At 70.5% G+C, this 26,215-nt stretch carries 20 protein-coding genes and 1 tRNA gene; 11 read left to right on the top strand and 10 right to left on the bottom strand.

Features of this window, described 5'->3' with window-relative positions; genetic code table 11:
- Window positions 1-244: 244 nt before the first annotated feature.
- The 7 genes from mobF to ACFQQJ_RS03395 all read right to left on the bottom strand — a co-directional run bounded on the left by mobF (window position 245) and on the right by ACFQQJ_RS03395 (window position 14,068).
- Window positions 245-4,087, bottom strand: coding sequence for a MobF family relaxase (gene mobF / locus ACFQQJ_RS03425; protein WP_377104121.1), 3,843 nt, complete (start codon window positions 4,085-4,087; stop codon window positions 245-247).
- Between the two features lie 853 nt (window positions 4,088-4,940).
- Window positions 4,941-5,525, bottom strand: coding sequence for a hypothetical protein (locus tag ACFQQJ_RS03420; RefSeq protein ID WP_377104119.1), 585 nt, complete (start codon window positions 5,523-5,525; stop codon window positions 4,941-4,943).
- A gap of 70 nt (window positions 5,526-5,595) precedes the next feature.
- Window positions 5,596-8,178 (bottom strand): DEAD/DEAH box helicase family protein, encoded by a 2,583-nt coding sequence (locus ACFQQJ_RS03415; protein ID WP_377104117.1) that lies wholly within the window; start codon window positions 8,176-8,178, stop codon window positions 5,596-5,598.
- Complete coding sequence (locus ACFQQJ_RS03410; protein ID WP_377104115.1) at window positions 8,175-10,307, bottom strand: site-specific DNA-methyltransferase; 2,133 nt, start codon at window positions 10,305-10,307, stop codon at window positions 8,175-8,177. Before ACFQQJ_RS03410 ends, ACFQQJ_RS03415 begins: the two co-directional genes overlap by 4 nt.
- Window positions 10,308-10,672: 365 nt before the next feature.
- Window positions 10,673-10,749, bottom strand: a tRNA-Pro gene (locus ACFQQJ_RS03405).
- Window positions 10,750-10,802: 53 nt separating this feature from the next.
- Entirely contained in the window at window positions 10,803-11,708 is a 906-nt protein-coding gene (locus tag ACFQQJ_RS03400; protein ID WP_377104113.1) for a metallophosphoesterase, read from the bottom strand.
- Window positions 11,705-14,068, bottom strand: a complete 2,364-nt coding sequence (locus tag ACFQQJ_RS03395) for a transglycosylase domain-containing protein (protein ID WP_377104111.1) — start codon at window positions 14,066-14,068, stop codon at window positions 11,705-11,707. Before ACFQQJ_RS03395 ends, ACFQQJ_RS03400 begins: the two co-directional genes overlap by 4 nt.
- Before the next feature lie 169 nt (window positions 14,069-14,237).
- Between ACFQQJ_RS03395 and ACFQQJ_RS03390 the strand changes: the two genes are divergently transcribed.
- From ACFQQJ_RS03390 to ACFQQJ_RS03345, 10 genes are all read left to right on the top strand, one after another.
- Window positions 14,238-14,513, top strand: coding sequence for a WhiB family transcriptional regulator (locus tag ACFQQJ_RS03390; RefSeq protein WP_367343347.1), 276 nt, complete (start codon window positions 14,238-14,240; stop codon window positions 14,511-14,513).
- 105 nt (window positions 14,514-14,618) lie between these two features.
- Window positions 14,619-14,777, top strand: coding sequence for a DUF4177 domain-containing protein (locus tag ACFQQJ_RS03385; RefSeq protein ID WP_367343348.1), 159 nt, complete (start codon window positions 14,619-14,621; stop codon window positions 14,775-14,777).
- Window positions 14,774-15,265 (top strand): RidA family protein, encoded by a 492-nt coding sequence (locus ACFQQJ_RS03380; RefSeq protein ID WP_377104108.1) that lies wholly within the window; start codon window positions 14,774-14,776, stop codon window positions 15,263-15,265. The genes ACFQQJ_RS03385 and ACFQQJ_RS03380 overlap by 4 nt, the downstream gene beginning before the upstream one ends.
- A complete protein-coding gene (gene nth / locus ACFQQJ_RS03375; RefSeq protein ID WP_377104106.1) occupies window positions 15,265-15,966 on the top strand; it encodes an endonuclease III in 702 nt (233 codons plus the stop codon). The genes ACFQQJ_RS03380 and nth overlap by 1 nt, the downstream gene beginning before the upstream one ends.
- Window positions 15,963-16,634, top strand: a complete 672-nt coding sequence (locus tag ACFQQJ_RS03370) for a TlpA family protein disulfide reductase (protein WP_377104104.1) — start codon at window positions 15,963-15,965, stop codon at window positions 16,632-16,634. Before nth ends, ACFQQJ_RS03370 begins: the two co-directional genes overlap by 4 nt.
- On the top strand, window positions 16,631-17,284 hold the full coding sequence (locus ACFQQJ_RS03365; RefSeq protein WP_377104102.1) for an NUDIX hydrolase: 654 nt from the start codon (window positions 16,631-16,633) through the stop codon (window positions 17,282-17,284). Before ACFQQJ_RS03370 ends, ACFQQJ_RS03365 begins: the two co-directional genes overlap by 4 nt.
- Window positions 17,285-17,324: 40 nt before the next feature.
- Window positions 17,325-18,278 carry an NAD-dependent epimerase/dehydratase family protein gene (locus ACFQQJ_RS03360; protein WP_377104100.1) on the top strand — a complete coding sequence of 318 codons (954 nt, stop codon included), beginning with the start codon at window positions 17,325-17,327 and terminating at the stop codon, window positions 18,276-18,278.
- A 10-nt stretch (window positions 18,279-18,288) separates the two neighbouring features.
- A complete protein-coding gene (locus ACFQQJ_RS03355) occupies window positions 18,289-19,398 on the top strand; it encodes a glycosyltransferase (protein WP_377104127.1) in 1,110 nt (369 codons plus the stop codon).
- Complete coding sequence (locus ACFQQJ_RS03350) at window positions 19,395-20,042, top strand: hypothetical protein (RefSeq protein WP_377104098.1); 648 nt, start codon at window positions 19,395-19,397, stop codon at window positions 20,040-20,042. The genes ACFQQJ_RS03355 and ACFQQJ_RS03350 overlap by 4 nt, the downstream gene beginning before the upstream one ends.
- A complete protein-coding gene (locus tag ACFQQJ_RS03345; protein ID WP_377104096.1) occupies window positions 20,039-21,283 on the top strand; it encodes a glycosyltransferase in 1,245 nt (414 codons plus the stop codon). The genes ACFQQJ_RS03350 and ACFQQJ_RS03345 overlap by 4 nt, the downstream gene beginning before the upstream one ends.
- Here the strand turns inward: ACFQQJ_RS03345 and ACFQQJ_RS03340 are convergent.
- The 3 genes from ACFQQJ_RS03340 to ACFQQJ_RS03330 are packed head-to-tail and all read right to left on the bottom strand — an operon-like array spanning window position 21,264 to window position 24,409.
- Window positions 21,264-22,538, bottom strand: coding sequence for a F390 synthetase-related protein (locus ACFQQJ_RS03340; protein ID WP_377104094.1), 1,275 nt, complete (start codon window positions 22,536-22,538; stop codon window positions 21,264-21,266). The genes ACFQQJ_RS03345 and ACFQQJ_RS03340 overlap by 20 nt on opposite strands.
- Window positions 22,539-22,541: 3 nt before the next feature.
- Window positions 22,542-23,399, bottom strand: a complete 858-nt coding sequence (locus ACFQQJ_RS03335; RefSeq protein ID WP_377104092.1) for an MBL fold metallo-hydrolase — start codon at window positions 23,397-23,399, stop codon at window positions 22,542-22,544.
- Window positions 23,396-24,409, bottom strand: a complete 1,014-nt coding sequence (locus ACFQQJ_RS03330; RefSeq protein WP_377104090.1) for a 3-oxoacyl-ACP synthase III family protein — start codon at window positions 24,407-24,409, stop codon at window positions 23,396-23,398. The genes ACFQQJ_RS03335 and ACFQQJ_RS03330 overlap by 4 nt, the downstream gene beginning before the upstream one ends.
- A 103-nt stretch (window positions 24,410-24,512) precedes the next feature.
- On the opposite strand from ACFQQJ_RS03330, the gene ACFQQJ_RS03325 reads away from it, so the two are divergent.
- Window positions 24,513-26,198, top strand: coding sequence for an alpha-glucosidase (locus ACFQQJ_RS03325; protein WP_377104088.1), 1,686 nt, complete (start codon window positions 24,513-24,515; stop codon window positions 26,196-26,198).
- Window positions 26,199-26,215: the final 17 nt, after the last annotated feature.

The raw sequence follows: 26,215 nt of genomic DNA, 5'->3' as shown, positions 1-26,215 counted from the left end.
TCGACCGCCTGACCTACGACGCCACCATCATCGAAACCGGCACGACCAGCTACCGCCTCGCCCACACCCGAGCAGGTGGGGCCAACTCAAGCCGTCCTGGTGGGGCCAAGTCGAGTTGACATACTCAGATGGTGTCGACGCTGACCCCGAGGAGTTGGGCGGCTTGTTGAAGAGAGAGCCATTCGGGGACGGGCTGGCTCCACTCGGCGAGATCGCTGGCCATTCTGTTCCTCTCCATCGGGTGTCAGATGCTGATGCCGCGGTCGGGGCTGTGGGATCGCGGGTGTTCGGGATACGGCCGGGGAGCGGTGGGGGTGATGGTCTCCCAGACTCGGCGCTCGGCTTCACGTTGGGTTCTGATGAGCCCGGTGATCCGATAGTTGAGGGCGTCGGTGGGGTGGTCGTCGGGCAGGGCGCCTTGTGCTGTGGCGCGGGCGAGGAGGCCCTCGGCGTCATAGCGACGGTCGGTGAGTCTGGCGAGGCGGGCGGCGAGGACGGACAGGCGCGGGTCGCCGGCGGTGGCTGGTGCGGCCTGGGCGATGCGGGGTGCCCATTCACGGATGCCTGCTTGCGCGTGTTCGAGCTGGTGGTCGAGGTCACGCTGGGCGCGCCGCTCGGCGGGGCTGCTGCTCGTGGGCCCGGTGGGCCGCAGGTCGTGGTCGGGGACGCGCTGGGCGGCCCGCCACACTTGGATGTCGGCGACCAGTTCGGGGTCGAGGCCGGGGAGCTGCGCGGCCCAGCGTGGAGTGTCCTCAGCTCTGTCGGCTGCCTTGTGGACTTCTTCGCCGAGTTGGCGGGCGAGGATGTACCGGGCGCTGAGATACGTCTTCCATTCGGGGTCGTCGAGGAGCTGGGTCGGGATGCCCGGCACCCAGGTCAGGGGTCCGCGGGTCCGGCCGTTGGAGGCTTGGGTGAGGTCGATTCGCCAGCACAGGACGGCGGCCGGGTCGTGGGCGTCGTCGAGCCCGCCGATGGCTATCGCCTGGCTCAGCACGGCCACCGGCTTGTGACCGTTGGCCGCGACGAGCATCAACTGGCCGCGCAAGGCCGGCCAGGCAGCAGCCTCGGTCAGGCCGTACCGTTCGCCGACCCAGTCGATGACCTGCTTCGTCTCGTTGGGCAGGTGCTTTTCGGCAGCGAAGGTGATCGCGTCGAGGTAGCAGCTAACGGCAGGTCCGAGGAGTCTGGTGGGCTGGTCGGCCTGACTGAGCAGGGTGGTGGCGGAGGCGGGCGCGTCGTCGCGGCCCACGACCTGCTCGAGAAGCTGGGTCGCGGTTGCGGGTTGGAGCAGGTCGGTGGCTGTGGGTGCGAGGTGGTCCTGGGTGTCGTTGACTTCGATCCAGGCATGGTTGGCGTGCCGGCCGCGGGTGAGCATGGTGTAGGCGAGCTGGCGGGACTCGGTGCCGGTCAGCAGGCCGTGGCAGGTGTCGGCGGTGACGCCTTGGGCGGTGTGGATGGTGGTGGCATAGCCGAGTTCGACACTCTCGGCGACATAGCCGGCGGGCAGGGTGAGGTGGTGGTGGTTGCGTAGGTGCTTCACGTCGAGGGAGCCGTCGCGGTGGATGGCGGTGACGGCCCAGCGGTCGCCGTTGCGGACCCACGCCGTCTCACCGGTGGTGAGGGTCCGGTTGTTGCGCCGGGTCAACACCACATCGCCGATCGAGGCGTGGTTACCGTCACTCAGCTCGACTTCCCGGCCAGGCCGGGCCCTGGCGAGGCGAGCGTGTCGTGCGGCGGCGTTGAGGTGGGCGACCTGTTCGCGGGTGGGGGCGAGCATGAGCGCGTCGAGCCCGGCCTGGGTGTCGGCGAGCCAGGCGTTCAGGATTTGGGTGGTGGCGGTGTCGCGGTCGACGACGTGCACCCGGTTGTGGTCGAGGTAGTAGCCGAGGGCGCCGGTGTCGCCGGCGCGGAGGGCGAGGGAGGCGTCGGCTTCGGCCGGGTCAGCGAACCGGAGGACCTGGTCGAGGTGGAGGGCGCCGTGGGTGGTCGCGATGTCGCGCAGCACGCCACCGGCGCCGACCGCGCCCAGTTGTTGGTCGTCGCCGACGAGTCGGATGCTGGCACCCTGGTCGAGGCACCAGGTGACGACGTGGTCGAGGGTGAGGGTGTCGGCCATTCCAGCCTCGTCGATGATCACCAGCGTGCTGGGGCCGACCCGTTCGGCGAGGGCCTCATGGTGGCTGATCGCCCACATGAGTTTGGCCAGATTGTCCGCGCTCGCCCGGGCGCCGAGCTGGCCGCGCAACTGCTCGGCCGCGGTCGCCGAGGGGGCGAGCCCGAGGACGGTGCCGCCGCTGTTGGTCCAGGCGGTCGCAAGGGCGCGCATGGCGGTGGTCTTCCCGGTCCCGGCTGGAGCGATCGCCAGCTGCAGGCGACGGCCGGAGGTTGCCATCTCCCGGACGAGGATCTGTTGGCTCGGGTTGAGGGGTTCGCGGTTCGCCATCGACTGCAGCACCGCCAGCGAGACCGAGTTGTGATCGGCAACGCGGCCGCCGCTTCGGCCGGCAGTGTCGACCAGGCGGCGCTCAGCCCACAGGATGCGGTGGGAGGTGTAGCGAGTCGCGTCGGGCCGCTCGTACACCGAGGCACCGTCCGGGCGGCGCAGCAGCTCGGGTTCGACCGGCATTGCCCGGGTGGTGCGGATCGGAACCGAATGCGCCGGGCCCAACGCCTTGTCGACCACGGCGTCGACCGCCTGGTCGATCTGGTCGAGGGGGAGCGCGGCGGCACGAACCTGGCGAAGAGCTTCGGAGCGGACGTTGAACGACGTCCACCACGACCGTTTGCCCTCCACGACAGTGATCACCGCGGCGGCCGCCCGGCTGATCCACGCGTCGTCGACATGGATCGGCTGCGAAGGCTGGTGGCGGAACACGCCGTGCAGGGTGCTGTCGATGCCGTCCGGCCCGAGGAGCCGGGTGGCCTGGCCGGCCCAGGCGCGGCGCTGGTCCGCCTCGGAGCGCGGCGGGTGCTTGGCTTCCCGCGTGGCCAAGGTGGCCTGTTGCTCGAGGTCGAGCTTCTCCGCTGCGGTTGGGGGACGTTCGTGATGGTCCTCGAACTCGGCGACGAGCCGACCGGTGAGTGCGGTGATCGACTCCCGCCGGGTGGACCACCGCTTGTTGAGGGCCGGGTCGACGCCGGCGACCTCGAAGACGGGCCGCTTGCCCTCCCGGCCGACCGCCACCATGGTCAGCCCGAGCGAGCGGAGGCGTGCGGTGAGGGTGGTCAGATACACCTCCGATAAGGTGACCTTCGCGTCGTAGATGAGCTCGCCGTTGATCGCCATCCACGCACCCTCAAGGGTCTGGACCTTGTTCGAGATCGCCACATGGGTGTGCAGATCCGGATCGCCGGCGCGGCTGTCGCGGTGGGTGAACCGGGCTGCGACCATGCCGCGCACCGGCACGTGGCGGGCACCCTCATGGCCTTGCCGGGTGAACAACGCCCGCCGCTCACACTCGGCCAGAGCGTCGGTGACGGCCGCCTCGTGTACCTGTCGGATCGACGCCGCCAAAGCTGGGGGAGCGATCGCCCACAAGCTTGAGACCGACTTCGGCGGTGACAACGTCACGTCCCAGCCGGCCAGCGCCGTCCGCGGCTTGTGCGTGTTCTTGGCGATGAAGCCGTGCAACTCCCGCGGTCCTTCGGGTGGCCGACCGTACCGTGCGATGAACCACTCCCGCGCCAGGCCGGTCCGCAACTCCTCCCGGACGGCCTTCGGCACCGACACGCCTTCGTCCAGATCCTGGCTGAGGCGCCAAGAGTCAGAGCGGTGGGCGAGTTCGGCCTCGAACGGGGTCGGCGTGTTGCCGAACACCGAGAAGGCCCGGCCAAGCTTTGCCCCCGTCGTGGGGTCCAGCCCGGCGCCGAACAGCAGCTTCATCTGCTCGGCCGACACCACCGAGCCCTGCTCCAGGTCCAGCCCATTGAGTCCGTGGCCCCACCAGGTGCCGGGCGACTCTCCCTTGGCGGAGTAGTAGTCGGCCAGGGTAGCGCGGCCGAGGCCGGTCGCGTCCTGCAGCGCCACCTGCCGCACCAGGTACTCGTAGCCCGATCCGGCCGCCAGCTTCACCAAGCCGATCGCCACCCCACTCACCTCCGTCCACCCAACGAGACCGACGAGCGGCCCCGATTCGGGACCCACGGTGCTGCTACTTCCTTAAGCCGCAACACCGGCCCTTTCCGGACATCCCGACCCGGACTTCTTGCTCCGCAACCTCCCTAAGCCCGACCGAGCACCGATCGGGACGCGCCTGCCCACCACGACTTCCGCCCGCCACCTCCCTAGGCCCAGAAAGTCCGCGATCGGGCCACGAGATCGCGAAGAACGGGTCGGCGGCGCGCCGCGTGGACCTCTCACGATCCCTAGGCCAAACGACACGGCGATCAGGACGCCGAAGCGAGAGACTCCGCCAAGTTGCAGAGCGGTGGCAGCGGGAGTGCGGGCACGGAGGCATGCAGGTTTTGAGCCGGGGCGGCCCCTGATCCACCGGTGGAACTGACGAGGTCGGCAGCCTCTCGGACGGCGTCGACTCAGGCGAGCCGGGTCGTGGTCAGCAGTCACGGCGCTGATCGGGGGCTTCGTCATCGCCAGGCGTACCAACCGCCATGCTGACGCCGAAGGCCCGCCATGCTGCACTGGGCAACCTGGCGACGATAGGAGCGCTCGATGCCGACCGACTCCTGGCCGACTCCAGCTCCGGCGGGCCCAGCCAACCGAGGGCGAGTCCAGCCTGCCCTCTTCGTCAGCGAGCCGACACGACCGCACCGACCCCTGCGCTCAACACCACGACCACCGGCCGTCCGAGCGCCATCGTCAAGACAGCCTCGACACCTCAATGTCACCAACCCATACACCCGGTGCAAATCGGAGGGAGTTGGATGAGTCGCGATCCCAGCCGCTCGGCTGGACGGGAAACCTCGCCCAATGAGCAGCTACGTCACGGGCCGACTGTGTCGACCTGCGATCCGAGGGCGTCGAACTTGCGCGGGTCGAGCAGATCGCCGTAGTGCACCCGCAGTGCGGTTCTTGCGGATCGGAGTGCCAGGTCACCGAGGTGATCCTCGATCACAAGATCGGGGTGGCGATTGTCGCCTCGGTCCTGAGCGTCGAACACCACCCGTTGGAGCGCTCCCTCAGCGAGGGGTTGTCGCCAGTGCCCGTACGGCTTGCGCTCGTCGCAGAGCGTCTGGACATCGTCCAGAAGCAGCGGGTCAACGAGATGCTGGTCTCGGCAGTGGGCGATGAGACGGCCGAGGCCCCAACCTTCCCATCCGGACGGAGCAGCGCTCGTGGCATAGACCATCTGTAGAAGGGACGCCAATGTGCGCTCGCAGGTGGCCTGGGCGCACAGAATGGTGGCGACCCAGTTGGCGTGCGCGAAGGCGGAGATGGTGGCGTCCCAGAGGCGGTCAGTTTCAGGACCTCCGATCAGCCAGATGGCTGCCCCGTTCTGGGATCGGCGAAGGTGGTCGTAAGTCTGGTCGAGCAGCTCGACGCGCTGCTCCACTGTGAGTTCGCCCAATCCCACAAGTCAACGGTAGCCCCGGGGAGCGGCACAGGTCGAAGCCTCGATCCTTACCAGGGCTCGGCAGCTAGAACGCCTCCCCGGCCTGAAGGTAGATCGATGTCGAGTCGGCGTCCGGCGCCGTCCTGATCAACTTGCGAACAGAGTCCCGTTTCAGGTCGAGGACTAGCATCTGTCCCCCGACCACATCCACGGTGTCGATGCGTACGAACGCATCCCCGTAACGTTCAGCGTAGTCGGCCATGCCGCGCAGCTTAGGAACGGCGTCCGCGAAGTAGTGACCGTGTGGATCGACGATGCTGGCTCCGATCGATTGATCCGCCTTGCGGTGGAAGAACAAGAAGTCGGGGTGAAGAGGCGTCCAGCGCTCACCCTTTCGGTAGGGAACTGTCAGCGATTCCAGAGTCCCTCTGCCAGGGTTGCGGTACCAGGCAACGAATCCGTCGCGGCTGTGCTCGCGCCTGATGACGTCGGTTTCCAGATCGTTGAACGTGGCGGGAAAGGCGCCTTGCGCGTCGCACATCAGGTGGTTGGCGAACCGTGCCAAGGGAGCAACCTTGCCATCGTTGGTTTGCACGTTCGACGGAGCGAGCCACGTTGTTGGCTTCACCAGGTCGGTCTGCTGTGGGTCAGTGCTCATCTCTTCAATGCTGCGGTAGACCGCTTGGCGCTGATCGGATAGCCCCCGGATGGCCACTCGGTTCTTGGTAAGCAGATCCTTCACCGATGCGTCAGCTTGGCGGTCGAGAAACTCGGTGACCTCGGGCACGAGCCAGAACGCGCCTATGACTGCGTGAGCGTCGAGCAACCTATCCTCGAACTCGTCAGCGTCGGCCGCGGCCTGGGCGAGGTGCTCAGCATAGGTGCGAGCGAGATCGGGGCTGATGAGTCGGGCTGCCCGCCGATATGCATCCTCGATGACCGTCACATCTGCTCTCGCTACGAAGTCGGCATAGGACTGTTGTTTGCCACTCGCCATCGAGTACCGAAGGGAGGTTCCTTCCACTGTCCAGACCGCAGCGGTTGCCCGCTCCAGCGCGTCGCGGTTGAGGTTCTGAGCCGCGTCGAGTGCCCCGTGCAGTTGCCTGTGTGCCCACTTGCCGCCATCTGCGAGCAGCCCATCCTGCGTGAGTTCGTGAGCGAGCAGCGTGAGTCGCTTGACGGGCTTGGTCGAACGTCGTGGGATCGTCAGGGATGGCAAGGCTAGAAACTGGTCCCACAGCGCACTTGGAATGGCTGGGTTCGGCGCGAGCTCAACCGGGTCGATCAGGACGCGGCGTCCGGGCAGGTCGTCCTTGTCGTCAGCTCCGTGCAGCAGGTCGTGGACTACGACCTGCACCTGCGTGCGGTCGAAGTGCGGGAGCAGACAGTCAACTGAGTTGAGCTTGTCGTTTCCGGGGATCGACCTAGCCAAAGGGGTGCGCACCATGCGGCCGAGCAGCTGAGTGACGTGTGTTCGATCCTTCGCGCCGCGCAGTGACACCATGACCTCTGCCCGAGGGCAGTCCCAGCCAGTGGAGATGGCGTCCTTTGCGAGCAGCACCCGGATGTTGTCGGTGTCCTGCACCAGCTCCGGCGATAGGTACGGAATGCTCCAGGGACCCACCGCAAGGTCACGGTGTTCGCCGAACACGTGCGCGACATGCGTGATGCTAAGTTCGGGCCACGTGTCGAAGATCGTCTCGAGCCATGCACGAATATCCTCCGGGTGGGGGCTATTCGGCACTTGAAACACCATTAGAGGCGCGACAAATGAATCCCGTCCTTGCTCGCGCGCGTACGCCGCCCATTCGTCGGACGACTCCTTCAGCTTCACCGTGGCGCGCCGCAGCAGAACGGTCTCGAAGGTGCCTGTCTCGGTAGGAATGTCGAGGACGATCGCGTCCTTCAGGAGCCCCGACGCCTGCACCTTCACCGGGTCAACCCACACCTGAGGGAGGACCGCATGCGTCGGCAGGGTCGCCATCGTGGTGTTGAATCGATCGACGGTTGCGGAGATTCCCCACACGACAGGCACTGCCGGTACGTCGGTCTGACCGGAGATCAGCCTCCGGGCAATGGTGTCGGTCTCTGCCTGCTGCCGCTTGGTGGTACCCATCCCCTGATGGGCTTCGTCAACGATCAGGTACAGGGTCAGGCGGTCATCCTCGATCGTGTTTCGGATTGTGTCCCACATAGTGTGACTGCGCAGGTCAGGGCGGGTGTCGTAGCCCAAGGGGAGTGCGTCATCTGCTGGATACCCACGGACGAGCATGCTTGTTCGAGACAGCTTCTGTGTGTTCAGAAAGTAGACCTTGCCGGGCGACAGACGTTCGGCGTTGAACGTCGGTTTGACCACGACCAGATCCGAGTGGCTGATGCGATCCGAAGCTTCAATGAGCCTGAACCGGGTCTGTTCGTTCAGCGTCGGATCGGCAGAGAACCACAGCACAACGGCGCCGTCGTCTGCTTCCGCGTCGTACTCGTCGTTGCCATAGAAGATCGACTCGATCGCTGCGGCGGCAATGACCGTCTTGCCGGCGCCCGTCGTCGCGGAGAGGGCAAACGCGCTGCGGCGGTGTCTGGTGTGCCAGTCTTGCTTGGCCTCGGCCAAGTTGCGCAGGATTTCGCGCAGCGCGTCCTCTTGGTAATCCTTAAGTGTGAACTTCATTCCCGCTCGCCCCCGTTGAGCTGGAAGTTCGTCAAGTAGGACTCGTACAACCGGACGGGCTCAACGGCGTCGGGCAGTTCGCGCGACACTGCCTGGAAGCGCCTGTCATCGTCGGTCACAATGAACGCCGTCCTCACCCCGACCCGCCGGTCGATCGCGCCGACGAACCCCGCCGCCTTGTCGAGGTCGAAGAGAATGCCGTAGGTGTCCGCGATGTCCCAGCCCTGGTCCGTCACGGTACATATGCGCCTGCCTGATCCGCCGGACCTTAGCCACAGCAGCGGTGCTATTCTCTCGAAGGCGCGGTTATGGCCGACCGCCAATGGGTTTTCGTAAGTGAGTGTGAAGAACTCGGCGTTTTGCTCGAACCCTTCGGCCATCGGGAACTCATCAACGAACTTGTAGTCGCCCTTGACGGGTTCATCACTTGGCGTGAGCCCCGTGATCGCGGCTTGGACGCGCGGCTTGGTGACGTAGTCGCAGATTCCCCAACGTTCCCACTCCGGATCGCCGGGACGCAAGCCGGCTTCCCGTAAGGCCGTCTGCTCGTCGGCAGCCACCTCGTTGTTAGTGATCAAGATGCATTGGCGATTTCCGCCGTCCTTATGGTTGAGGCGCATTACGGCGTGCGCAGTCGTTCCCGATCCAGCAAAGTAGTCCAGGACAATCGCGTTTGGCTTGTTCGCCACGACGATGCGGAGGGCGTCTTCGACGGCGTATAGAGACTTTGGGAAGGGGAAGCTCCGGCCAGGCAGTAGCGCGCGGACCAGCGCACTCCCGTACCATCCGGCGTGATGTGCGGATCGGTTCCACACAGTCTTGGCCGTGGTGGTTCGCAGGCTCGGCCCTCCCGCGCCAGGGACGACGACTACCGCGCCATCTTCAGACTCTCCCGTCACGACAATCTCGCCTGAGGCTATCTTCGAGATAGCGGCCTTGCCGAGGTACCAGACTGTCCCCCGCTCGGCGCCCTGCTTGTAGTCGCCGAGCTTCACATAGCCCTGCTCGTGAAGGCGACGCAGGTAGTCCGGTGAAGCGCGCCAGTTGCCTTCGCTCCCATCCGATTTCAAGGGCCAGATTGCCACCGTTCCGTCAGGTGCCGCCCAGTCGGAGCGAGCCGCCGTCAAGGGCTTCGAGTCGCCTACGGCAACCAAGCGGCGGGTCGATGGGTCCACAAAGACGGGATAGAAGAGCGCGGGTCGGTCCGCTCGCCGCGAGTTGGTGCCGCTCCTCAAGAGGGACTCCCAGCGAACTGTTTCCGGGTTATGTGATGTTCTCGCGTTAAGGAGATCATCCGAAACCGACGCGGGCTGGGCGTCTCCGAAGAACAAGAAGAACACGTACTCCTCAACCCGAGCCAACTCGTGCAGGCGCGCCTGTCCCGGAGCGTTAATCACCACCGTGACCATCTGTGCTCTTGACTCCGGGAAGATATCTTCTAGCAGCAGCGCCAGTCGGTGAACTTCCTTTTCGTCGATCGTGACGATCAGTACGGAGTCGAGGGGATTCAGCAGCTCCCTTGCCAGGAAGAGCCGGCGCTCCATGAATGCTAACCACTTCGAGTGGCGGTACGAGTCGTCCCCTTCAACGTAATCGTTGTTGTACTTCCAGTCGCGTGCGCCAGTGTTGTAGGGGGGGTCGATATATATCGCGTCGATCTTGCCGCGGTGCGTATACGTAAGTGCCTTGAGTACGTGAAAGTTCTCGCCGTTGATGACGGTATGAAACGGTCTGTCGCTGCCTCGGTCAACTCGACCGGTGGATACCAGGCCCGGATAGATGGTGTCGCGGAACTCTGCTACAACTACCAAGTCGGCCAACGGTCGGGCGTCCAGTTCGGGCTGGTCGACGTCGTCGAGATACAGAGTCGCGGTGCCATCCTTGATGGCCTCGACCCGCCACAACCGCGGGTCTCCCTTGATCGTAGATCCGCGCGCCGGCAAGATGCGCACCTTGTCGCCGCGGCGAATCTGCCGTTGGGGGAGGTGAACGGCCTCGGGGCGGTGTCGTTCGAAGTTCAGTCCGAACTGGCGTCGTGAGGCGAGGGCGCGGTACTCATCCTCCAGGTCTTCGCCGAGCTGGGGATCCCTTGCTTTGGCCTGCTGAAGGAGATCCGTCAGGCGGGACACGCCGGTCGCCGTTCGTCAGATCTCACCCCCAAACGCTAGCGGGTCCTTAGGGTGAACTGGAGCGCCGCCACGGAAGTGACCACTGGCTGGCTAGAGGCAGGGACATCGGGCCTTCATGATCGACTCTCCTGCACCTGTGCGCTCCTTTGGCCACGAGGCAACCCACGGACTGGATCTTGCTGAGCGCTGACTCCGAGAAGGGTCTCAACGACGCTGCGTCACTCGGTTCGGTCGGTCCGGCTCTCGGGGTGACAGAGTGCGCAGAAGCGCGCAAGAGCCTGCCGTGCTTAGGATGCACGGGGGATGCAAGACGCCGAAAGCCGCCCCGATTCGGAGTGAAACTCCTAGCCAGAGCGGCTTTCCGCTGGTCGGGGTGACAGGATTTGAACCTGCGACCTCATCGTCCCGAACGATGCGCGCTACCAAGCTGCGCCACACCCCGAACAGCCCTGACTGGGTCAGGGCCGAGTGGCAGTCTAGCCGAACTCCACCGCCTCAGCCATTCGGGCCAGGAGTGAGCGTGAGCAGGGTCACTTCGGGCGGGCAGGCGAACCGGTACGGGGCGAACGGGGAGGTCCCGACGCCCGCCGACACGTGCAGCCACGAGGTGTGATCCCCGGCGTGGTAGCGGCTCAAGCCCTTGGCCTGGGCGGGCGGCAGGTCGCAGTTCGTGGTCAGCGCCCCCCACCAGGGCAGGCACACCTGGCCGCCGTGGGTGTGCCCGGCGAGCAGCAGCGGTAGCCCGTCCACCGCCATCGCGTCCAGCACCCTCGCGTACGGCGCGTGGGTCACGCCGATCGCCAGGTCGGTGCCCTTCGCCGGACGCCCGGCGACCTTCGCGTAGTCGTCGTGGTGCAGGTGCGGGTCGTCGGTGCCGCGGAACTCCAGTCGCACCCCGCGCACCTCGATGGTGGCCCGCTGCTCGTTGATGTCCTGCCAGCCGCCGGACGCCAGGGCCGCCCGCAACTCCTGGGTGGGCAGGTGCTCCCGGTCCTCGGGCAGGCCGTGGTGGGACGTCGAGCGTGCCAGGTACGACAGCGGGTTGGTGAACTTCGGCGCGGTGTAGTCGTTCGAGCCGAACACGAACACGCCCGGCACGTCGAGCAGGCGCCCGTAGGCCCGGAGCAGCGGCTCCAGTGCGTTGGCGTGGGCGATGTTGTCGCCGGTGTTCACCACGAGGTCCGGCTCCAGGCCCGCCAGCGCCGACACGAAGCGGTGCTTCGCGTGCTGGCCCCGCGTCAGGTGGATGTCGGAGACGTGCAGCACCCGCAGCTTCTCCGACCCCGACGGCAGCACCGGGACGCTGACCCGGCGGACGCGGAACGCCCGCGCCTCCGCGAAGCCGTACGCGACGCAGGCCGCACCGGCCAGCGCGAGCCGGCCGGTGACCTTGCCGATCACGGCTTTCGTGGCTTCTTGGTCGGCGTGGAGGGGGTCGGCGTCGGCGTGGGATCCGGCAGCGGCTCGGGGCCCTTCGACACCCGGATGCCGATCGCGCTGCCCTTCGGTGCCGAGCCCGATCGGGTGAGGCCGATCAGCCCGCCCTCGCCCACGATGTCGGAGTACTCCTTGGTCGTGTAGGTCGAGAAGCCGGCCTTCGCCAGCGTCAGGCTGCAGGCGGACGGGCCCATGCCCGAGCAGCTCGGCACGTCCACCGACTGGCCGTTGAGCACGGACGCGGGCGGATCGACGAACTTGGTGTTCTTGCCGATGTCAGCGAGGGCCTTCTGCATCGCCGGGCGCAGGATGCGCTGGCCGGCGTCCGCGCCGAAGCCGGTGAGCGTGACGCCGGTCTTCAGCCGCAGGTAGCGCAGGAACCGCTGGCCCCGGTTCTTCCAGAACTTCTTGAACTTGGGGCCGTTGTCGAAGCTGATGCCGGCGGCGGCCACGAGGTCGGGGGTGTAGGCCACCGACCACTCCGCCTTGTTCAGCGGCACGGTGCCGGTCTTGCCCGCCATGTCGTAGCCCCAGATGCGCGCGCCGCGCAGCGTTCCGCTGTTGATCGGGCCCTGGAAGACCTTGTTCACCGCGTCGGCGACGTCGGCGTCGATCACGCGCTTGCAGCCGGCGCTGGGCACCGGCACCTTCGTGCCGTCCTTGGTCGCGATCGACTTGATGATGATCGGGTTGCAGCGCACGCCACGGTTGGCGAACGTGCCGTAGGCGGTGACCATCGACAGCGGCGTCACGTCGGCGGCGCCCAGCGTGAACGCGGGGAACGCCTCCGTGGTGAGGTCCTCACCGCTGGCCAGTTCCAGGCCCACCTTCTTGGCCATCTTCACCACCGGGCAGATGCCGACGGCCTGCTCCAGCGGTACGAAGTAGTTGTTGACCGACTGCGACGTGCCGCGCCACATGTCGTACATGCCCTTCTCGGGCCCGTCGACCACCCAGCGCTTGTTCACCTTCACGCTGCCGTTGCAGGACGGGAACACCTGGCCCTCGTAGTTCCTGCTGTAGGGCACCTTGAAGCTCGTCCGGACGCCGAAGCCGTTGTCGAGGGCCGCGGCGGCGACGTAGATCTTGAACGTCGACCCGCCCTGGAACCCGTTGTAGCCGTTGTAGTCCTGGCCGACGTTGTAGTTGTAGAAGGTCTCGCCCTTCCACTTCTTGCCGCCGTCGTTGTCGCCCATGGTCGGGCGGCTCTGCACCATCGCCCGGATCAGCCCGGTGCTCGGCTCCATCATCGTGATGACGCCGATCACGGGGTCCTTGGCCGCGACGCTCCGGCTGAGCACCTTCTGCGCGTTGCGCTGGGCCGCCGGGTCGATCTGCGTGGTGATGGTCAGGCCGCCGCGGTAGACGCGCTCGAGGCGCTCCTCCTCGGTGTTGCCCAGGGCGGTGGCCTGCTGCTTGAGCACCTCGAGGGCGTAGTCACAGACGAACGGGAACTCCGAGTTCGCGCAGCCCTTGAGCGACAGCTTCATCTTCTTCGGGTCGAACTTCTCCGCCTTCGCCGCGGCCGCCTCCTCCGGGGTGATCACCTCGAGGCTCGCCATGCGGGTGAGCACGTCGTTGCGGCGCTGGATGCCGAGCGCGGGGAACTTCACCGGGTTGGTCGCCACCGGGTTGCGCACCAGGCCGGCGAGCATGGCCGCCTGGGCCAGGTTGAGGTCCTTGGCGTGGACGCCGAAGTAGTGCATCGCCGCTGCCTCGACGCCGTAGGCGCCGTCACCGTAGTAGGCGATGTTCAGGTAGCGCTCGAGGATCTGGTCCTTGGTGAACTTCTTCTCCACGGCGATCGCGTAGCGCAGCTCGCGCACCTTGCGGGCCAGGGTGTTTTCGGTGGCCGCCGCGCGCGCGGCCGGGTCGTTGTTCTCCTCGGCAGTCTCCACCAGGACGAGGCGGACGTACTGCTGGGTGAGGCTCGAGCCACCCTGGGTGTTGCCCTGGCTGGTGGAGACGAGCGCGCGCAGCGTGCCGGTGAGGTCCATGGCGCCGTGCTCGTAGAAGCGGTGGTCCTCGATGGCCACCTGGGCCTTCTGCATGATCGGCGCGATCTCCGACAGCGGGCGGTAGACGCGGTTCTCGTCGTAGAAGTAGGCGAGCACCTTGCCGTCGACGGTCAGCAACCTCGACCGCTCCCACTGGTCCGGCGTGTCCAGCTCTGTGGGCAGGGTGTCGAGGCTGTTCAGGGCGTCCTTGCCCGTGGCCGCGGTCATGCCCACGACGGGCACGATCAGGCCCGCAGCGAGCAGCCCACCGAGGATCGCCACGACTCCGAGCATGACCAACGAGTAGAGCCGTTTCCCCATGCGCATGGGTTCAAGCGTACGTTACGTGCCCCAGCGGACGCCCGAGCCGGGCCGTGCGCCGGTTCCTGGCCGGATCCCCCCTAGCCAACGGCAGCTTCTTGACATACCCTCACCCATACACCTAGCAATTGCGTATACCGCGAAGGCGGGGTGCCCCCGGGAAAGGATGAGAGCAATGACGCTCGGAGTCGACGACTGGACCCTCCAGGCGAAGTGCCGTGGCCTGCAGGACGAACTGTTCCCCGAGGGTGCCGACCAGAAGCGCGCACGATCGGTCTGTTTCACCTGCCCCGTGCGCAACGAGTGCCTGGCCGAAGCCCTGGACAACCGGATCGAGTGGGGCGTGTGGGGTGGCCTCACCGAGCGCGAGCGACGGCAGCTGCTGCGCCAACGCACCGACATCACGTCGTGGACGTCGATCCTGTGCCCCAAGGCCCGCCGCTGCGACTGACCGTCGTCCCCGGGCCACGGGCGGGGGTGGACGCGCCCGCGGGCGCGTGACCGGCGCCGGACGTCCCCGCTGCGCCGACCCTTCCGCATCACCGATACTGGGCCCATGACCAAATGGGAGTACGTGACCGTCCCCGTGCTGGTGCACGCCACCAAGCAGATCCTCGACACCTGGGGAGCGGACGGCTGGGAGCTGGTGCAGGTGGTGCCGGGGCCGAACCCGCAGAACCTGGTGGCCTACCTCAAGCGCCCGGTCGCCGAATGAACGAGGAACTCGCAGAGACCCCCGCCTCGGCCCGGCTGGCCGCGCAGGGGCTCGTGCTGCCCGCCGTGCCCACGCCGGTCGCGGCCTACCAGCCCGCGGTGGTCTCCGCCGGCCAGGTGTTCACCGCCGGCCAGCTGCCGTTCGTCGACGGGACGCTGCCCGAGCAGGGCAAGGTGGGCGCCCGGGTGACGCCCGAGCGGGCCTCGGAGCTGGCCCGGATCGCCGCGCTGAACGCCGTCGCCGCGGCCGCGTCCGTCACCGGCGGGGTGGACGGCATCCGCCGGGTGGTGAAGATGGTCGTCTACGTCGCCAGCGACCCGTCCTTCACGGGCCAGCCCGCGGTCGCCAACGGTGCGTCCGAACTGTTGCGGGACGTGTTCGGTGCCCGTGGCGCGCATGCCCGCAGCGCCGTCGGTGTGGCGGTGCTGCCGCTGGACTCCCCGGTGGAGGTCGAGCTCGTCGTCGAGGCGAACGCCGCGTCGTTCTGATGGTCCCGGGCGAATCGCGGACGGCGCTCGTGCGGCGGGCGCGCAGGATCAACGCAGAACTCGGCGAGCTGTACCCCGACGCGCACTGCGAGCTCGACCACGCCGACCCGCTGCAGTTGCTCGTCGCGACCGTCCTCTCGGCCCAGTCCACCGATCGCCGGGTGAACACCGTCACGCCGGTGCTGTTCGCCCGCTACCCGGACGCGGCGGCACTGGCCGCCGCCGACCGCGCGGAGCTGGAGCAGCTGATCACGCCCACGGGCTTCTTCCGGGCCAAGACCGACGCGCTGCTCAAGCTCGGCGCGGCGCTCGTGGAGCGCTTCGGGGGCCAGGTGCCCGGACGGCTGGAGGACCTGGTGACGCTGCCCGGCGTCGGCCGCAAGACGGCCAACGTGGTGCTCACCGACGGCTTCGGGGTGCCCGGCATCACGACCGACACCCACCTGATCCGGCTCTCCCGCCGCTTCGGCTGGACCGACCAGGTCAAGCCGGAGGCGATCGAGGCCGAGGTCGGCGCGCTCTTCCCCAAGGCGGACTGGATCCGCCTCAACCACCGCGTGATCTGGCACGGGCGCCGGCGGTGCCACGCCCGTCGTCCGGCCTGCGGCGCCTGCCCGGTCGCCCGGCTGTGCCCGGCGTTCGGCGAGGGCCCGACCGACCCGGCGGTGGCGGCGAAGCTCGTCCGGGAGCCCCGCGGATGACCGCCTCCCGACGCCCCGCTCGCACCGCCCTGGGCGGGTGGCTGGCCGTGGGCCTGCTCCTGTCGGGGTGCGCCGGCATGCTTCCCGGCGTGGGCGGGCAGCGTCCCCCCGCCGCCACGGTGACGCCGGTGGCGCCCGCGCCGGTCACGACCGCCGCCGCGCCCGAGCCGTCGCCCACCGCGTCCGACCTCGTCGCCGCGCGCCGCGCGGCCGGCATCGAGGACTGCCCGCCGAGCAGCGACGCACCCGCCGTGCCGGGCGGCCTGCCCGACGTCACCCTGGAGTGCCTCGGCGGCGGCAGCAGCGTCCGGCTCGCCGGGCTGCGGGGCCCGCTGATGGTGAACCTGTGGGCCCAGTGGTGCGGCCCGTGCCGCGCGGAGGCCGCCCACCTGGCCGCGTTCGCCCGGATCCAGAAGTCCGTCCGCGTGCTCGGCATCGACTACTCCGACCCGCAGCCGGAACTCGCGATCGAGTTCGCCCAGCTGACCGCCATGACCTACCCGCACCTGGCCGACGAGGAGCACGTGCTGAAGGCCCCGCTGGCGGTGGCCGGCATCCCGTACACCCTGCTGCTCGACAAGAGCGGACGGATCGTCGCCCGCCACCCCGGCGCGTTCTCCTCGTTCGAGGAGGTCCAGCAGTGGGTGGAGCAGGGACTGGGCGGATGAGCGCCCCCGTCCCCGAGGAACTCAGGGACGCCCAGCGGCGCTTCGCGCGTCCGGACGCCCTCAGCTTCATCTCCGGTGCCCGCGAGCCCCGGGGGACGCGGCGCGCGGCCGTGCTCATCCTGCTCAGCCGGGCGGGGGACGACGACTACGAGGTCGTGCTGATCGAGAAGCGCGCCGACCTGCGCTCCCACGCCGGCCAGGTCGCCTTCCCCGGCGGCTCGATCGAGTCGATCGACGTGGACCCGGTCGCGGCGGCCCTGCGCGAGGCCGACGAGGAGGTGGGGGTGAGTCCCGACGCCGTCGAGGTGCTCGGCGTCCTCCCGGCCGCCCACATCCCCCGCAGCGGCTTCGACGTCACCTCCGTCGTCGGGTGGTGGGGGAACCCCGTCCCGCTGGCGCCGGTGGACGTGCAGGAGGTGGCGGCCGTGCACCAGGTCCGGGTCGCGCACCTGCTCGACCCGGCCAACCGCAGTACTTGGGTACTGCCGGGCGGCTTCTCCGGGCCGGCCTTCGCCGTCGGCGAACTGTACGTGTGGGGGTTCACCGCCTACCTGCTCGACGGCATGTTCGACCTGCTGGGCTGGACGCTGCCCTGGGACGCGTCCCGGGCCACCGAGATCCCTCCGCGGTTCTTCAGCGAGCGGCTGTGACCCTCCCGCCGCGCGTCCGGTCCGACTAGGCTCAGCGGCCGTGCGGATCCTGCTCACCGGCAGCAACGGGTTCATCGGGCGCCGGGTCACCCTCGACGCGCTGGCCCGCGGCTGGGAGGTGGTCGGCCTCGGCCGGCAGGACGCGCCCACCGCCCCGGTGACCCGGTACGTGCGCCACGACCTGGGCGAGCCGCTCGACCTCGACGAGGCCGTCGACGCCGTCGTGCACGCCGCCGGACTGGCGAGCCCGTGGGCGTCCCCGTCCGCCTACCAGCGCGGGAACGTGCGCGCGACGGCCACCGTGCTGGCCTGGGCGCGTGAACACGGCCGCCCGCCGGTGCACTACGTCTCCTCGTCGTCTGTGTTCTACCGGGACGCCGACCAGACGGCGCTGTCGGAGCGGTCGCCGATCCCGACCGATGCCGAGCAGATCAACACCTACTCGCGCACCAAGCTGGCCGGCGAGCGCCTGACGAGGGCCTATCCGGGGGAGTGGGCGGTGCTGCGGCCGCGCGCGGTGATCGGCGTCGGCGACACCGTCCTGCTGCCGCGGGTGCTGGAGGCGGCGCGCAAGGGCGTGCTGCCGCGCTTCACCCGGGCCGACGGACGGCGCGTCTGGGCCGACCTCACGCCGGTGGCCACCGTCTCGCACTACCTGCTGGAGTCCGTCGCGCAGCGGTTCACCGGGGAGCTCAACCTGTCCAACGGGGAGACCGTCGAACTCGACCCGTTCGTCGACGACGTGCTCGCCAGGCTCGGGCTCGACCCGCGGCGTCCCCGGGTGCCGGTGGCCGTCGCGATGGCGATGGCCGGTGCTGCCGAGCGGTACTCGGCCCGCTTCGGCGGCTGGGCCGAGCCGCCGATCACGCGGTACGGCGTGTCGATGTTCGCCCACTCCAAGACCTTCGACGCCACCCGGGTGCAGGCGGTCCTCGGGCCGCCGCCGGTGTCGGTCGGGCAGGCGGTGGACGAACTGGTGGCGGTGGGCGGATGACGGCTGCCGGCTGGGCGCTGCTCGGCGCGTACGCGGTGCTCACCGTCCTCCGGCTGGTGCTGGCCGCGCGGGCCTGGCACCCGCCGGCGCCGGCGGGCGAGCCGGAGGTCACCGTCCTCCAGCCGATCCTCTCCGGCGACCCGCACCTGGCCGACGACCTGGCCGCCAACCTCGCGACGCACCCTCGGCGCGCTTCCGGTGGCTGGTCGACGAGGCGGACGCCGAGGGCGTGCGGGTGGCGACCAGGCTCGCGTCCGCGCACCCGGGGCGGGTCGAGGTGCGGACGTTCGGTGCCGCACCGGCGACCAGCAACCCCAAGGTGTTCAAGCTGGCACGCGCCATCGACCCCGCCGACGACCTGGTGGCCCTGCTCGACGACGACACCGTGCTGCCTCCCGGGACACTCTCCCGGGCCTGCGCCGCCCTCGCCGACGGCGACCTCGCCACCGGCCTGCCGTACTACAAGGAAGCACGCGGCGCCTGGGCGCGACTGGTGGCCGGGTTCGTCAACGGCTCCGCCCTCGTCACCTACCTGCCGTTGCTGGCTGCCGGCCCGCCGGTCAGCGTCAACGGCATGTTCGTGCTCACCACGCGGGGCGCCCTCGAGCGCGCGGGCGGGCTGGGGGCCATCGAGGGCTTCGTCTGCGACGACTACGAGCTCGCCCTGGCCTACCGGCGCACCGGGCAGCGGCTGGTGCAGGCCGCCCTGCCGGTGTGGGTGCGGACGACCGTGCCCGACGCCGCGTCCTACGGGCGACTGATGCGCCGCTGGATGGTGTTCACCGGCCGGCTGGTGCGCGACGAGGTGGGACCGGCGATGCTGGGCCTGGTGCTGGTCCCCGCCGTCCTGCCCGCGCTCGCGCTGCTCACCGGGGTGCTGGCGGCGTCGTGGCCGCTCGTCGTCGGGGTGGGCGTCGCGCTGCTCGGCAAGGCTGCCGCGATGGCCGCGCTGCGGCGCCGCCTGCTGGGCGCCACAGAGGACACCGCGGCGATCGCTGCCGAGGTGGTGGCCGACCTGCTCCAGCCCGTCCACGCGGCGGCAGCGCTCGCGTCCGGCGGGCGGATCACCTGGCGGGGGCGCCCGATGCGCCTGGACGCCGAGGGCAGGGTGCGGCCGTGAGCGTGTCGACGGTGGCCGCACGGTGGGGGGCGCGGGGAAGGGACGACCTCGCCGGCGGGTCCGGGCCGGCCGCGCTGGCGGCGGTCGACGACCGCGTCGCCTGGCTGTCGGGCCGCAGCTCGCCCAGGCGCACCGCGCTGTCGCCCGCGGAGGACGCCCTGCTCGACGCCGCCGCCCGGCACGGGTTCGTGCCGCTGCGCCGCGGCTTCCCGTTCGTCGGGACAGGCCCGTGGGAGCCGGTGCCGCTGGCGCGGGCCTCTGTGCGCAACGCCCGCCAGTACCTCGCGCTGCGCCATGACCCGGCGACGCGCGCGCTGGTCGCGCCGCTGCTGCGTCCGCTGTTCGCCACGACCCGGAGCCGCCTGCTGGTGGTGTGCGGCTCGCTCGGCCTGGAGCTGCTCGCCGCGGGCCTGCCGGAGCCGGGCGATGCGCCGCGCCCGCGCCTGCGGGTGGTGGCACTGGGGCCGGTGGCCGGACGGGTGCCCGCGGGGCTGGACGTGTGGGTGGCGCAAGGCCGGCTCGACCCGATCTCCGCGCTCGGCTACCGCGGCGAGGTCCGGGTGCGTCCGTGGTGCGGGCACCTGGGCTACCGGGGGCCCGCCGTCGAGCGGCTCGTCGAGGACGCCTGCCGGAGCCCCTGGTGAGCCGCCTGCTGCTGGTGGCCCCGCCGTTCGCCGGGCACCTGTTCCCGCTGGTCGCGATCGGGAAGCGGCTGCGCGCGGCCGGCCACGAGGTGCGCTTCGCGTCCACGCCGGCGGCGATGCCATTGCTCGAGCGGCTCCGGTTCGACGCGGACGTACTGCTGGCCGACGACCCGTCCGCCCTCGAACGGATCGCCGACACCGGCCGGGAGGTCGGCCACAACCCGCTGCGGCTGGTCGGCCAGCTGCGGCAGAACCTGGCCGTGCTGCCCCGTGCCCGCGCCGAGCTCGACGCGCTCATCGCCCGCCACCGCCCCGCCGCCGTGGTCGCCGATTTCACCGCCCCGGTGGCCGGCTGGGCCGCTCGCGACGCCGGGGTCGGCTGGATCACCACCATCCCGACGCCGTTCGCGATCGAGACCCGCACCGGCACCCCCAGCTACTGCGGCGGCTGGTCGCCGCCGACCCGTCCGTGGCACCGGGTGCGGGACGCCGCGGGCCGGCTCGCCGTCCGCGGGTTCAAGCGGACGGTCGGCGCCGTGTTCGCCGAAGAGCTGCGGGCGCTCGGCACCGGCGTCTACCGGCCCGACGGCACGGAGGCGGTCTACTCCCCGACCCGCATCCTCGGCCTCGGGCTGGCAGAGCTCGAGTTCCCCCGGGACTGGCCCACCGGGTTCCGGCTCGTAGGGCCGGTCACCGAGTCACCGGAGCCGCGCGCGCTGCCGCCGGAGCTCGCCCGGCCGGGACGCCGCGTGCTGGTCACCCTCGGCACCCACCTCGGCTGGGCCAGGGACGACCTGCCCGCAGCGGTGGCCCGGCTGGCCGCCCGGTTCACCGACCACGAGTTCGTGATCTCCCGCGGCGACCCGGCCGGCAGCGGGCTGCGCCGCGTGGCGGAGCGGGTCTGGGAGAGCGCCTACCTGCCCTACGACCAGGTGTTGCCCGGCTTCGAGGCGGTGATCCACCACGGCGGCGCCGGCGTGGCCTACAGCACCCTCCGCGCGGGCCTGCCCGCGCTGGTGTGGCCGCACGACTACGACCAGCCCGACTACGCCGCCCGGCTCGTCGCCCGGGGAGCCGCGCTGCGCGTCCGCGACCTCGCCTCCCGGCGGTCGGCCGACGCGCTCGCCCGCGTCCTGCACGGGCTGCCCGGCGTCCCTGCGCTGCGGGAGGCGGTGCGTCGCAGCGACCCGTTCGCCGCAGCCCTCGACGCGGTGGCCGAGGTCACCGCCACGACCGGCTGACCCGACGCCGCTTGCCGGTCGCCTCGGGCGGGCTGAACGGCGCGGCGACGATGCGGGGTGCGGCGAACCCCGCCCGCGCCAGCGCCCCGGCGAGGGCGGCCGAGGCCGCGGGGAACGACGCCTCCGGGCTGACCGCGAGGCGCAGCCGGTCGGGGGCGTCCTGGTCGAGCCGGAAGTCGGCGACGCCGTCGGCGCCCAGCACCGCGCCGCGGACGAGATCGGCGAAGCACGGCGCGGGCGGGCCGTCGGCGCGGGCCAGCAGCAGGACGTCGTCCGCGCGGCCCTCGATGGCGTCGATCGCGCGCAACGGCGACCCGCAGGCGCACGCTCGGGCCGAGGGACGCAGCACGTCGCCCATCCGGTACCGCACGATCGCCTGGGTGCGCCGGAACAGGTCGGTGACGACCGGCACCATCCGGCCGTCGCCGAGCTGCTCGGCCTCCACGACGAGCAGGTCCTCGTTGAGGTGCAGCGTGCGGTGGGCGCAGGTGATCCCGAGGAAGCCCTCTGTCGCCTGGTAGACCTGGCCGGGCGCGACCCCGAAGCCCTCCTCGATCCGCTCCGCCACGTCGGGGTCGAGCACGTCGGCGATCGAGAACACCGCGGACGGCGCACACGCCGGACGCCCCGCCCTGGCCTCGGCGGCCAGCTGCTCGAGCAGCACCGGCGGTGCAGCGAGGACCGTCGGAGCGAACGCGGCCAGTTCTGCCCGCTGGCGCTCCGGGGAGGCGTAGAGGTCGACGAACCGGAAGCTCACCCGCCCGTTGCCGACCGCCGAGTACAGGGGCCCGCCGGCCCGCAGCACGAGGGCCACCCGCGCGCCGGCCCGCAGGCCGCCGGGGAGGGCCTTGGCCAGCACCGTGCCGGCCCAGCGGGCGCGTTCCGCCGGGCTGGTGAGGAAGGTGCCCTGGCGTCCCGACGTGCCGGTGGACAGGCCGACCGAGACGCCGCGCAGCCGCGTGTCGAACCGCCGTTCGGCCTCCTCGGCCCGCGCGGCCGCCAGGCACTCGGCCAGGCCGAGGCCACGGTCGTTGAAGCCGTCGAAGCCGTCCAGCCAGGCGTCCTTGTCGACCACGGGGAAGGCCGACAGCTCGTCTGCGGCGACCCCGGCGTAGGCGGGGAACCGCGTCCGCGCCCGGTGCAGCGCGCGACGCAGTCGCGGCGCCTGCCAGGCCTCGAGGGCGGCACGGTCGGCGAACCGCCGGTGCCGGGTGGTGAGGTAGGCGGCCAGCACCGCCGCCTGTCCCGGGGCCACGGGTCAGCCCAGCGCTTCCTGCGCTGCCGCCACCGACGCCGCGCAGTGCGAGGGCACCACCAGCACGTCCGGGCGGCTGCGGGCGAGGGCGGCCAGCCGCTCGACGGTCGCGGCGGACGCGGCCGGCTCGCCGAGCATCGCCAGGACCGGACGCGGCGGCAGGTCGCCGGAGAGGAACGCCTCCCGGTGCCAGCAGGCGTCCCCGACGAGGAACAGCGGCGGGCCCTGCGTCCGGGGCAGCCACAAGCCCAGGTGCCCCGGCGCGTGCCCGGGCAGCGGGACGAGGACGGCCCGTCCGTCGCCGAAGAGGTCGTGGCCGGCGCCGAACCCCGGCAGCCCGGTCTCCACGGTCGCCAGGCCGGCGGCGTCGGTGGAGCGTGCGACGAGGTCGGGAGGCAGGAGTTCGGGCAGGAAGCCGTGCCGGGTGGTCCGCAGGGCGACCCGTGCCCGGGGACGGGCGCCCGGCTCCACCTCCGCGGGCAGGGCCGGTCCCGCACGGACGATCCGGGCGGCCGGGAAGTCGCGCAGACCGGCGATGTGGTCGCCGTGCAGGTGCGAGAGCACGACGGTGCCGACGGCGTCCGGCGACACGCCGAGCGCGCCCAGCTGGGCCGTCGCCGCCTCGGCGGGCGAGAACGCCACGGGCAGCAGGAGGCGGTAGAGCCGCTGCGGGAACGGGCCGGTCGCGGAGAAGAAGCGGGCGGAGTACCCGGTGTCGAACAGCACGGGCGCCTGCCCGGGAACCTCGAGGAGCGCGAACGTCGCCGGGAACCGGACGCGGCGCAGCCCGCCGCTGCGGCGGGAGAACCACTCGGACTGGAGGCTGTGGCCCGCCACCAGCAGCCGGACGCGGACGCTCACCCGAACCTCACCACGGCGGCGCTGAGCGACAGCCCCGCCCCGGTGCCGAGCAGGAGCGCGGTCCGTCCCGGCCCGAGCCGCCCCGCGCGCACGGCGTGGTCCAGCGCGGTGGGCAGGGACGCCGACACCTGGTTGCCGTGGTCGCGGAGGATGTCGACCACCGCTCCGGCCGGCGCGCCGAGGCGCTCGCGCAGGTAGCGCAGCCCCAGGCCGCTGGCCTGGTGGGGCACCACCACGTCGACCTCGTCGAGTCCGACCCCCGCGTCCTCCAGCACGGCAGCGACGAAGCCCGGCAGGTGCCGCGCCGCGAGCCGCATCACCCCCAGGCCGTCCATCCGGAACAGGTAGGCGGCCGGGTCGGGCGGCGGGACGGTGGCGTTCCACCGGGTGCCGCCGGCCGCGATCTCGCACAGTCGCGCCCCGTCCGGGTAGGTGCCGGAGCGACTCGCCAGGATGGCCGCCGGCCCGTCGCCGGCCGCCTCCAGGACACAGGCGGCGGCACCGTCGCCGAACAGCGCGCTCGACTCCAGGTCGGCGTGGTTCAGCCCGGGGGAGGCGATGTCGACCGCGGCCACAGCCACCCGGCGCCAGCGACCGGCGGCGATCGCCAGCCCGGAGAGGTCGAGCGCGGTCAGGAAGCCCAGGCAGCTGGTGTTGACGTCGAACGCGGTCACGCCGCCGTCCGAGCGTCCCAGGCGCTGGGTGACCAGAGCTGCGGTGGTGGGCATCGGCTGTTCGGGCAGGACGGACGCGACGATCACCGCGTCCAGGTCGCCGGCGTCCCACCCGGCCGCCGTCAGCGCCTTCTCCACGGCCCGGGTGGCGAGCAGCGACGAGGTCTCGCCGGGGCCGGCCCAGGTGCGGCTCGCGACGCCCGATCGGGCTTCGGTGGTGCCGGGCGGACGGCCGTGGCGCTCGTCGAGCTCTGCGGAGGTCACCACGACGGAGCCGGTCACCGATCCCGTTCCCCGGATCGCCACCGGCACCCCGCCACCCGTGCGCCCGGACATCGGCGTCACTCTAGTGGCCGGGCACCGCCGCGACACGGGATCGGCGTCCGTCGTTCTCGCCACGGGGTGCCCCGCGGGGTGGCCGGTGGGCAAGGATGGGCCCATGACGTGGTGGCACAGCGCAGTGGTGTACCAGATCTACCCGCGCTCGTTCGCGGACAGCAACGGGGACGGCGTGGGCGACCTGCGCGGCATCATCGGCCACCTCGACCACCTCGAGGCCCTCGGCGTCGACGTGGTGTGGCTGTCGCCGGTGTACCGCTCGCCGATGGAGGACAACGGCTACGACATCTCCGACTACACCGACGTGGACCCCCTCTTCGGCACGCTCGACGACCTGGACGCGCTGATCGCCGGGCTGCACGAGCGCGGCATGAAGCTGGTGATGGACCTCGTGGTGAACCACACCTCCGACCAGCATCCGTGGTTCGTCGAGTCGCGCGACCGCACCTCGACCAAGCGCGACTGGTACATCTGGCGTCCGGCGAGGGAGGGCTTCGAGCCGGGCACGCCCGGCGCCGAGCCCACGAACTGGGGCTCGTTCTTCTCCGGTCCCGGGTGGCAGTACGACCCGGCGTCGCACCAGTACTACCTGCACCTGTTCGCGGCGTCCCAGCCCGACCTGAACTGGGAGAACCCGGCGGTGCGCCGGGAGATCCACGAGATGATGCGCTGGTGGGTCGATCGCGGGGTGGACGGCTTCCGCATGGACGTGATCAACCTGATCTCCAAGACCTACCCGCTGGCCGACGGCCCGGCGAACGGGCCCGGCGGGCTGTGCTACGACCCGTCGCTGGTGGTCGAGGGCCCCCGGCTGCACGAGTTCCTCCAGGAGATGAACCGTGAGGTCGGGCTCGCCGACAAGCAGCTGTTCAGCGTCGGCGAGATGATCCTGGTGGACGTCGACGCCGCCCGTTCCCACACCGACCCCGCCGCCGGTGAGCTGGGCATGGTGTTCACCTTCGAGCACATGAGCATCGATTCCGCGCCCGGCGGGTCGAAGTGGGACGTGGTGCCGCTGCGGCTCCCCGCGCTGAAGGCGAACCTCGCGCACTGGCAGGACGGCCTGGCCGACGTCGGCTGGAACTCGCTGTACTTCGAGAACCACGACCAGCCGCGCTCGGTGTCGCGGTTCGGTGACGACAGCCCGGAGTTCCGGGTGCCGTCGGCCAAGACGCTGGCCACCACCCTGCACCTGCTCAAGGGGACGCCCTACGTCTACCAGGGCCAGGAACTCGGAATGACGAACGCGGGGTTCACCACCATCGCGCAGTACAACGACCTGGAGTCGACCCGCTTCTACGCCGAGGCTGTGGCGGCCGGTGCCGACCCGGCACGGGTGCTCGACGTGATCGGGTTCAAGAGCCGCGACAACGCCCGCACGCCGATGCAGTGGGACGCGTCCCCGCACGCGGGGTTCACCGACGGAACACCGTGGCTGCCGGTGACGCCCAACCACGGCGAGGTCAACGCCGCGACCGCGCTCGCCGACCCCGACTCGGTGTTCCACCACTACCGCCGGCTGATCGCGCTGCGGCACGAGCGGGAGGTGGTCCGGCACGGGCGCTTCGCGCTGCTGCTGCCCGAAGACGAGCGCCTGTTCTGCTACACCCGCACGCTCGGTGAGGAGGTGCTGCTGGTGGTGGCGAACTGGTCCTCCGGGCAGGTCGCCCTGCCGGCGTCCCTGCCGTCGAGGGACGGGGCGGAGCTCCTGCTGGGCACCCATGCCTCGACCGCCGACGACCTCGCCGGCTGGGAGTCGCGGGTCTACCTGCTCGCGCAGGGCTGAGGCCGGCGGGCGGTCGC

Source organism: Propionicimonas sp. T2.31MG-18 (assembly GCF_964266745.1).
Taxonomy (GTDB): Bacteria; Actinomycetota; Actinomycetes; order Propionibacteriales; family Propionibacteriaceae; genus Propionicimonas.
Note: the sequence above shows the minus strand (reverse complement) of the source record. Positions and strands in the feature narration are given on the sequence as shown.

Coding starts and splice junctions, on each gene's coding strand:
- ACFQQJ_RS03385 (WP_367343348.1), top strand. CDS start 14,619: ATGACCAAATGGGAGTACGTGACCGTCCCCGTGCTGGTGCACGCCACC.
- ACFQQJ_RS03365 (WP_377104102.1), top strand. CDS start 16,631: ATGAGCGCCCCCGTCCCCGAGGAACTCAGGGACGCCCAGCGGCGCTTC.
- ACFQQJ_RS03395 (WP_377104111.1), bottom strand. CDS start 14,068: ATGCGCATGGGGAAACGGCTCTACTCGTTGGTCATGCTCGGAGTCGTG.
- ACFQQJ_RS03380 (WP_377104108.1), top strand. CDS start 14,774: ATGAACGAGGAACTCGCAGAGACCCCCGCCTCGGCCCGGCTGGCCGCG.
- nth (WP_377104106.1), top strand. CDS start 15,265: ATGGTCCCGGGCGAATCGCGGACGGCGCTCGTGCGGCGGGCGCGCAGG.
- ACFQQJ_RS03415 (WP_377104117.1), bottom strand. CDS start 8,178: ATGAAGTTCACACTTAAGGATTACCAAGAGGACGCGCTGCGCGAAATC.
- ACFQQJ_RS03370 (WP_377104104.1), top strand. CDS start 15,963: ATGACCGCCTCCCGACGCCCCGCTCGCACCGCCCTGGGCGGGTGGCTG.
- ACFQQJ_RS03330 (WP_377104090.1), bottom strand. CDS start 24,409: ATGTCCGGGCGCACGGGTGGCGGGGTGCCGGTGGCGATCCGGGGAACG.
- ACFQQJ_RS03390 (WP_367343347.1), top strand. CDS start 14,238: ATGACGCTCGGAGTCGACGACTGGACCCTCCAGGCGAAGTGCCGTGGC.
- ACFQQJ_RS03325 (WP_377104088.1), top strand. CDS start 24,513: ATGACGTGGTGGCACAGCGCAGTGGTGTACCAGATCTACCCGCGCTCG.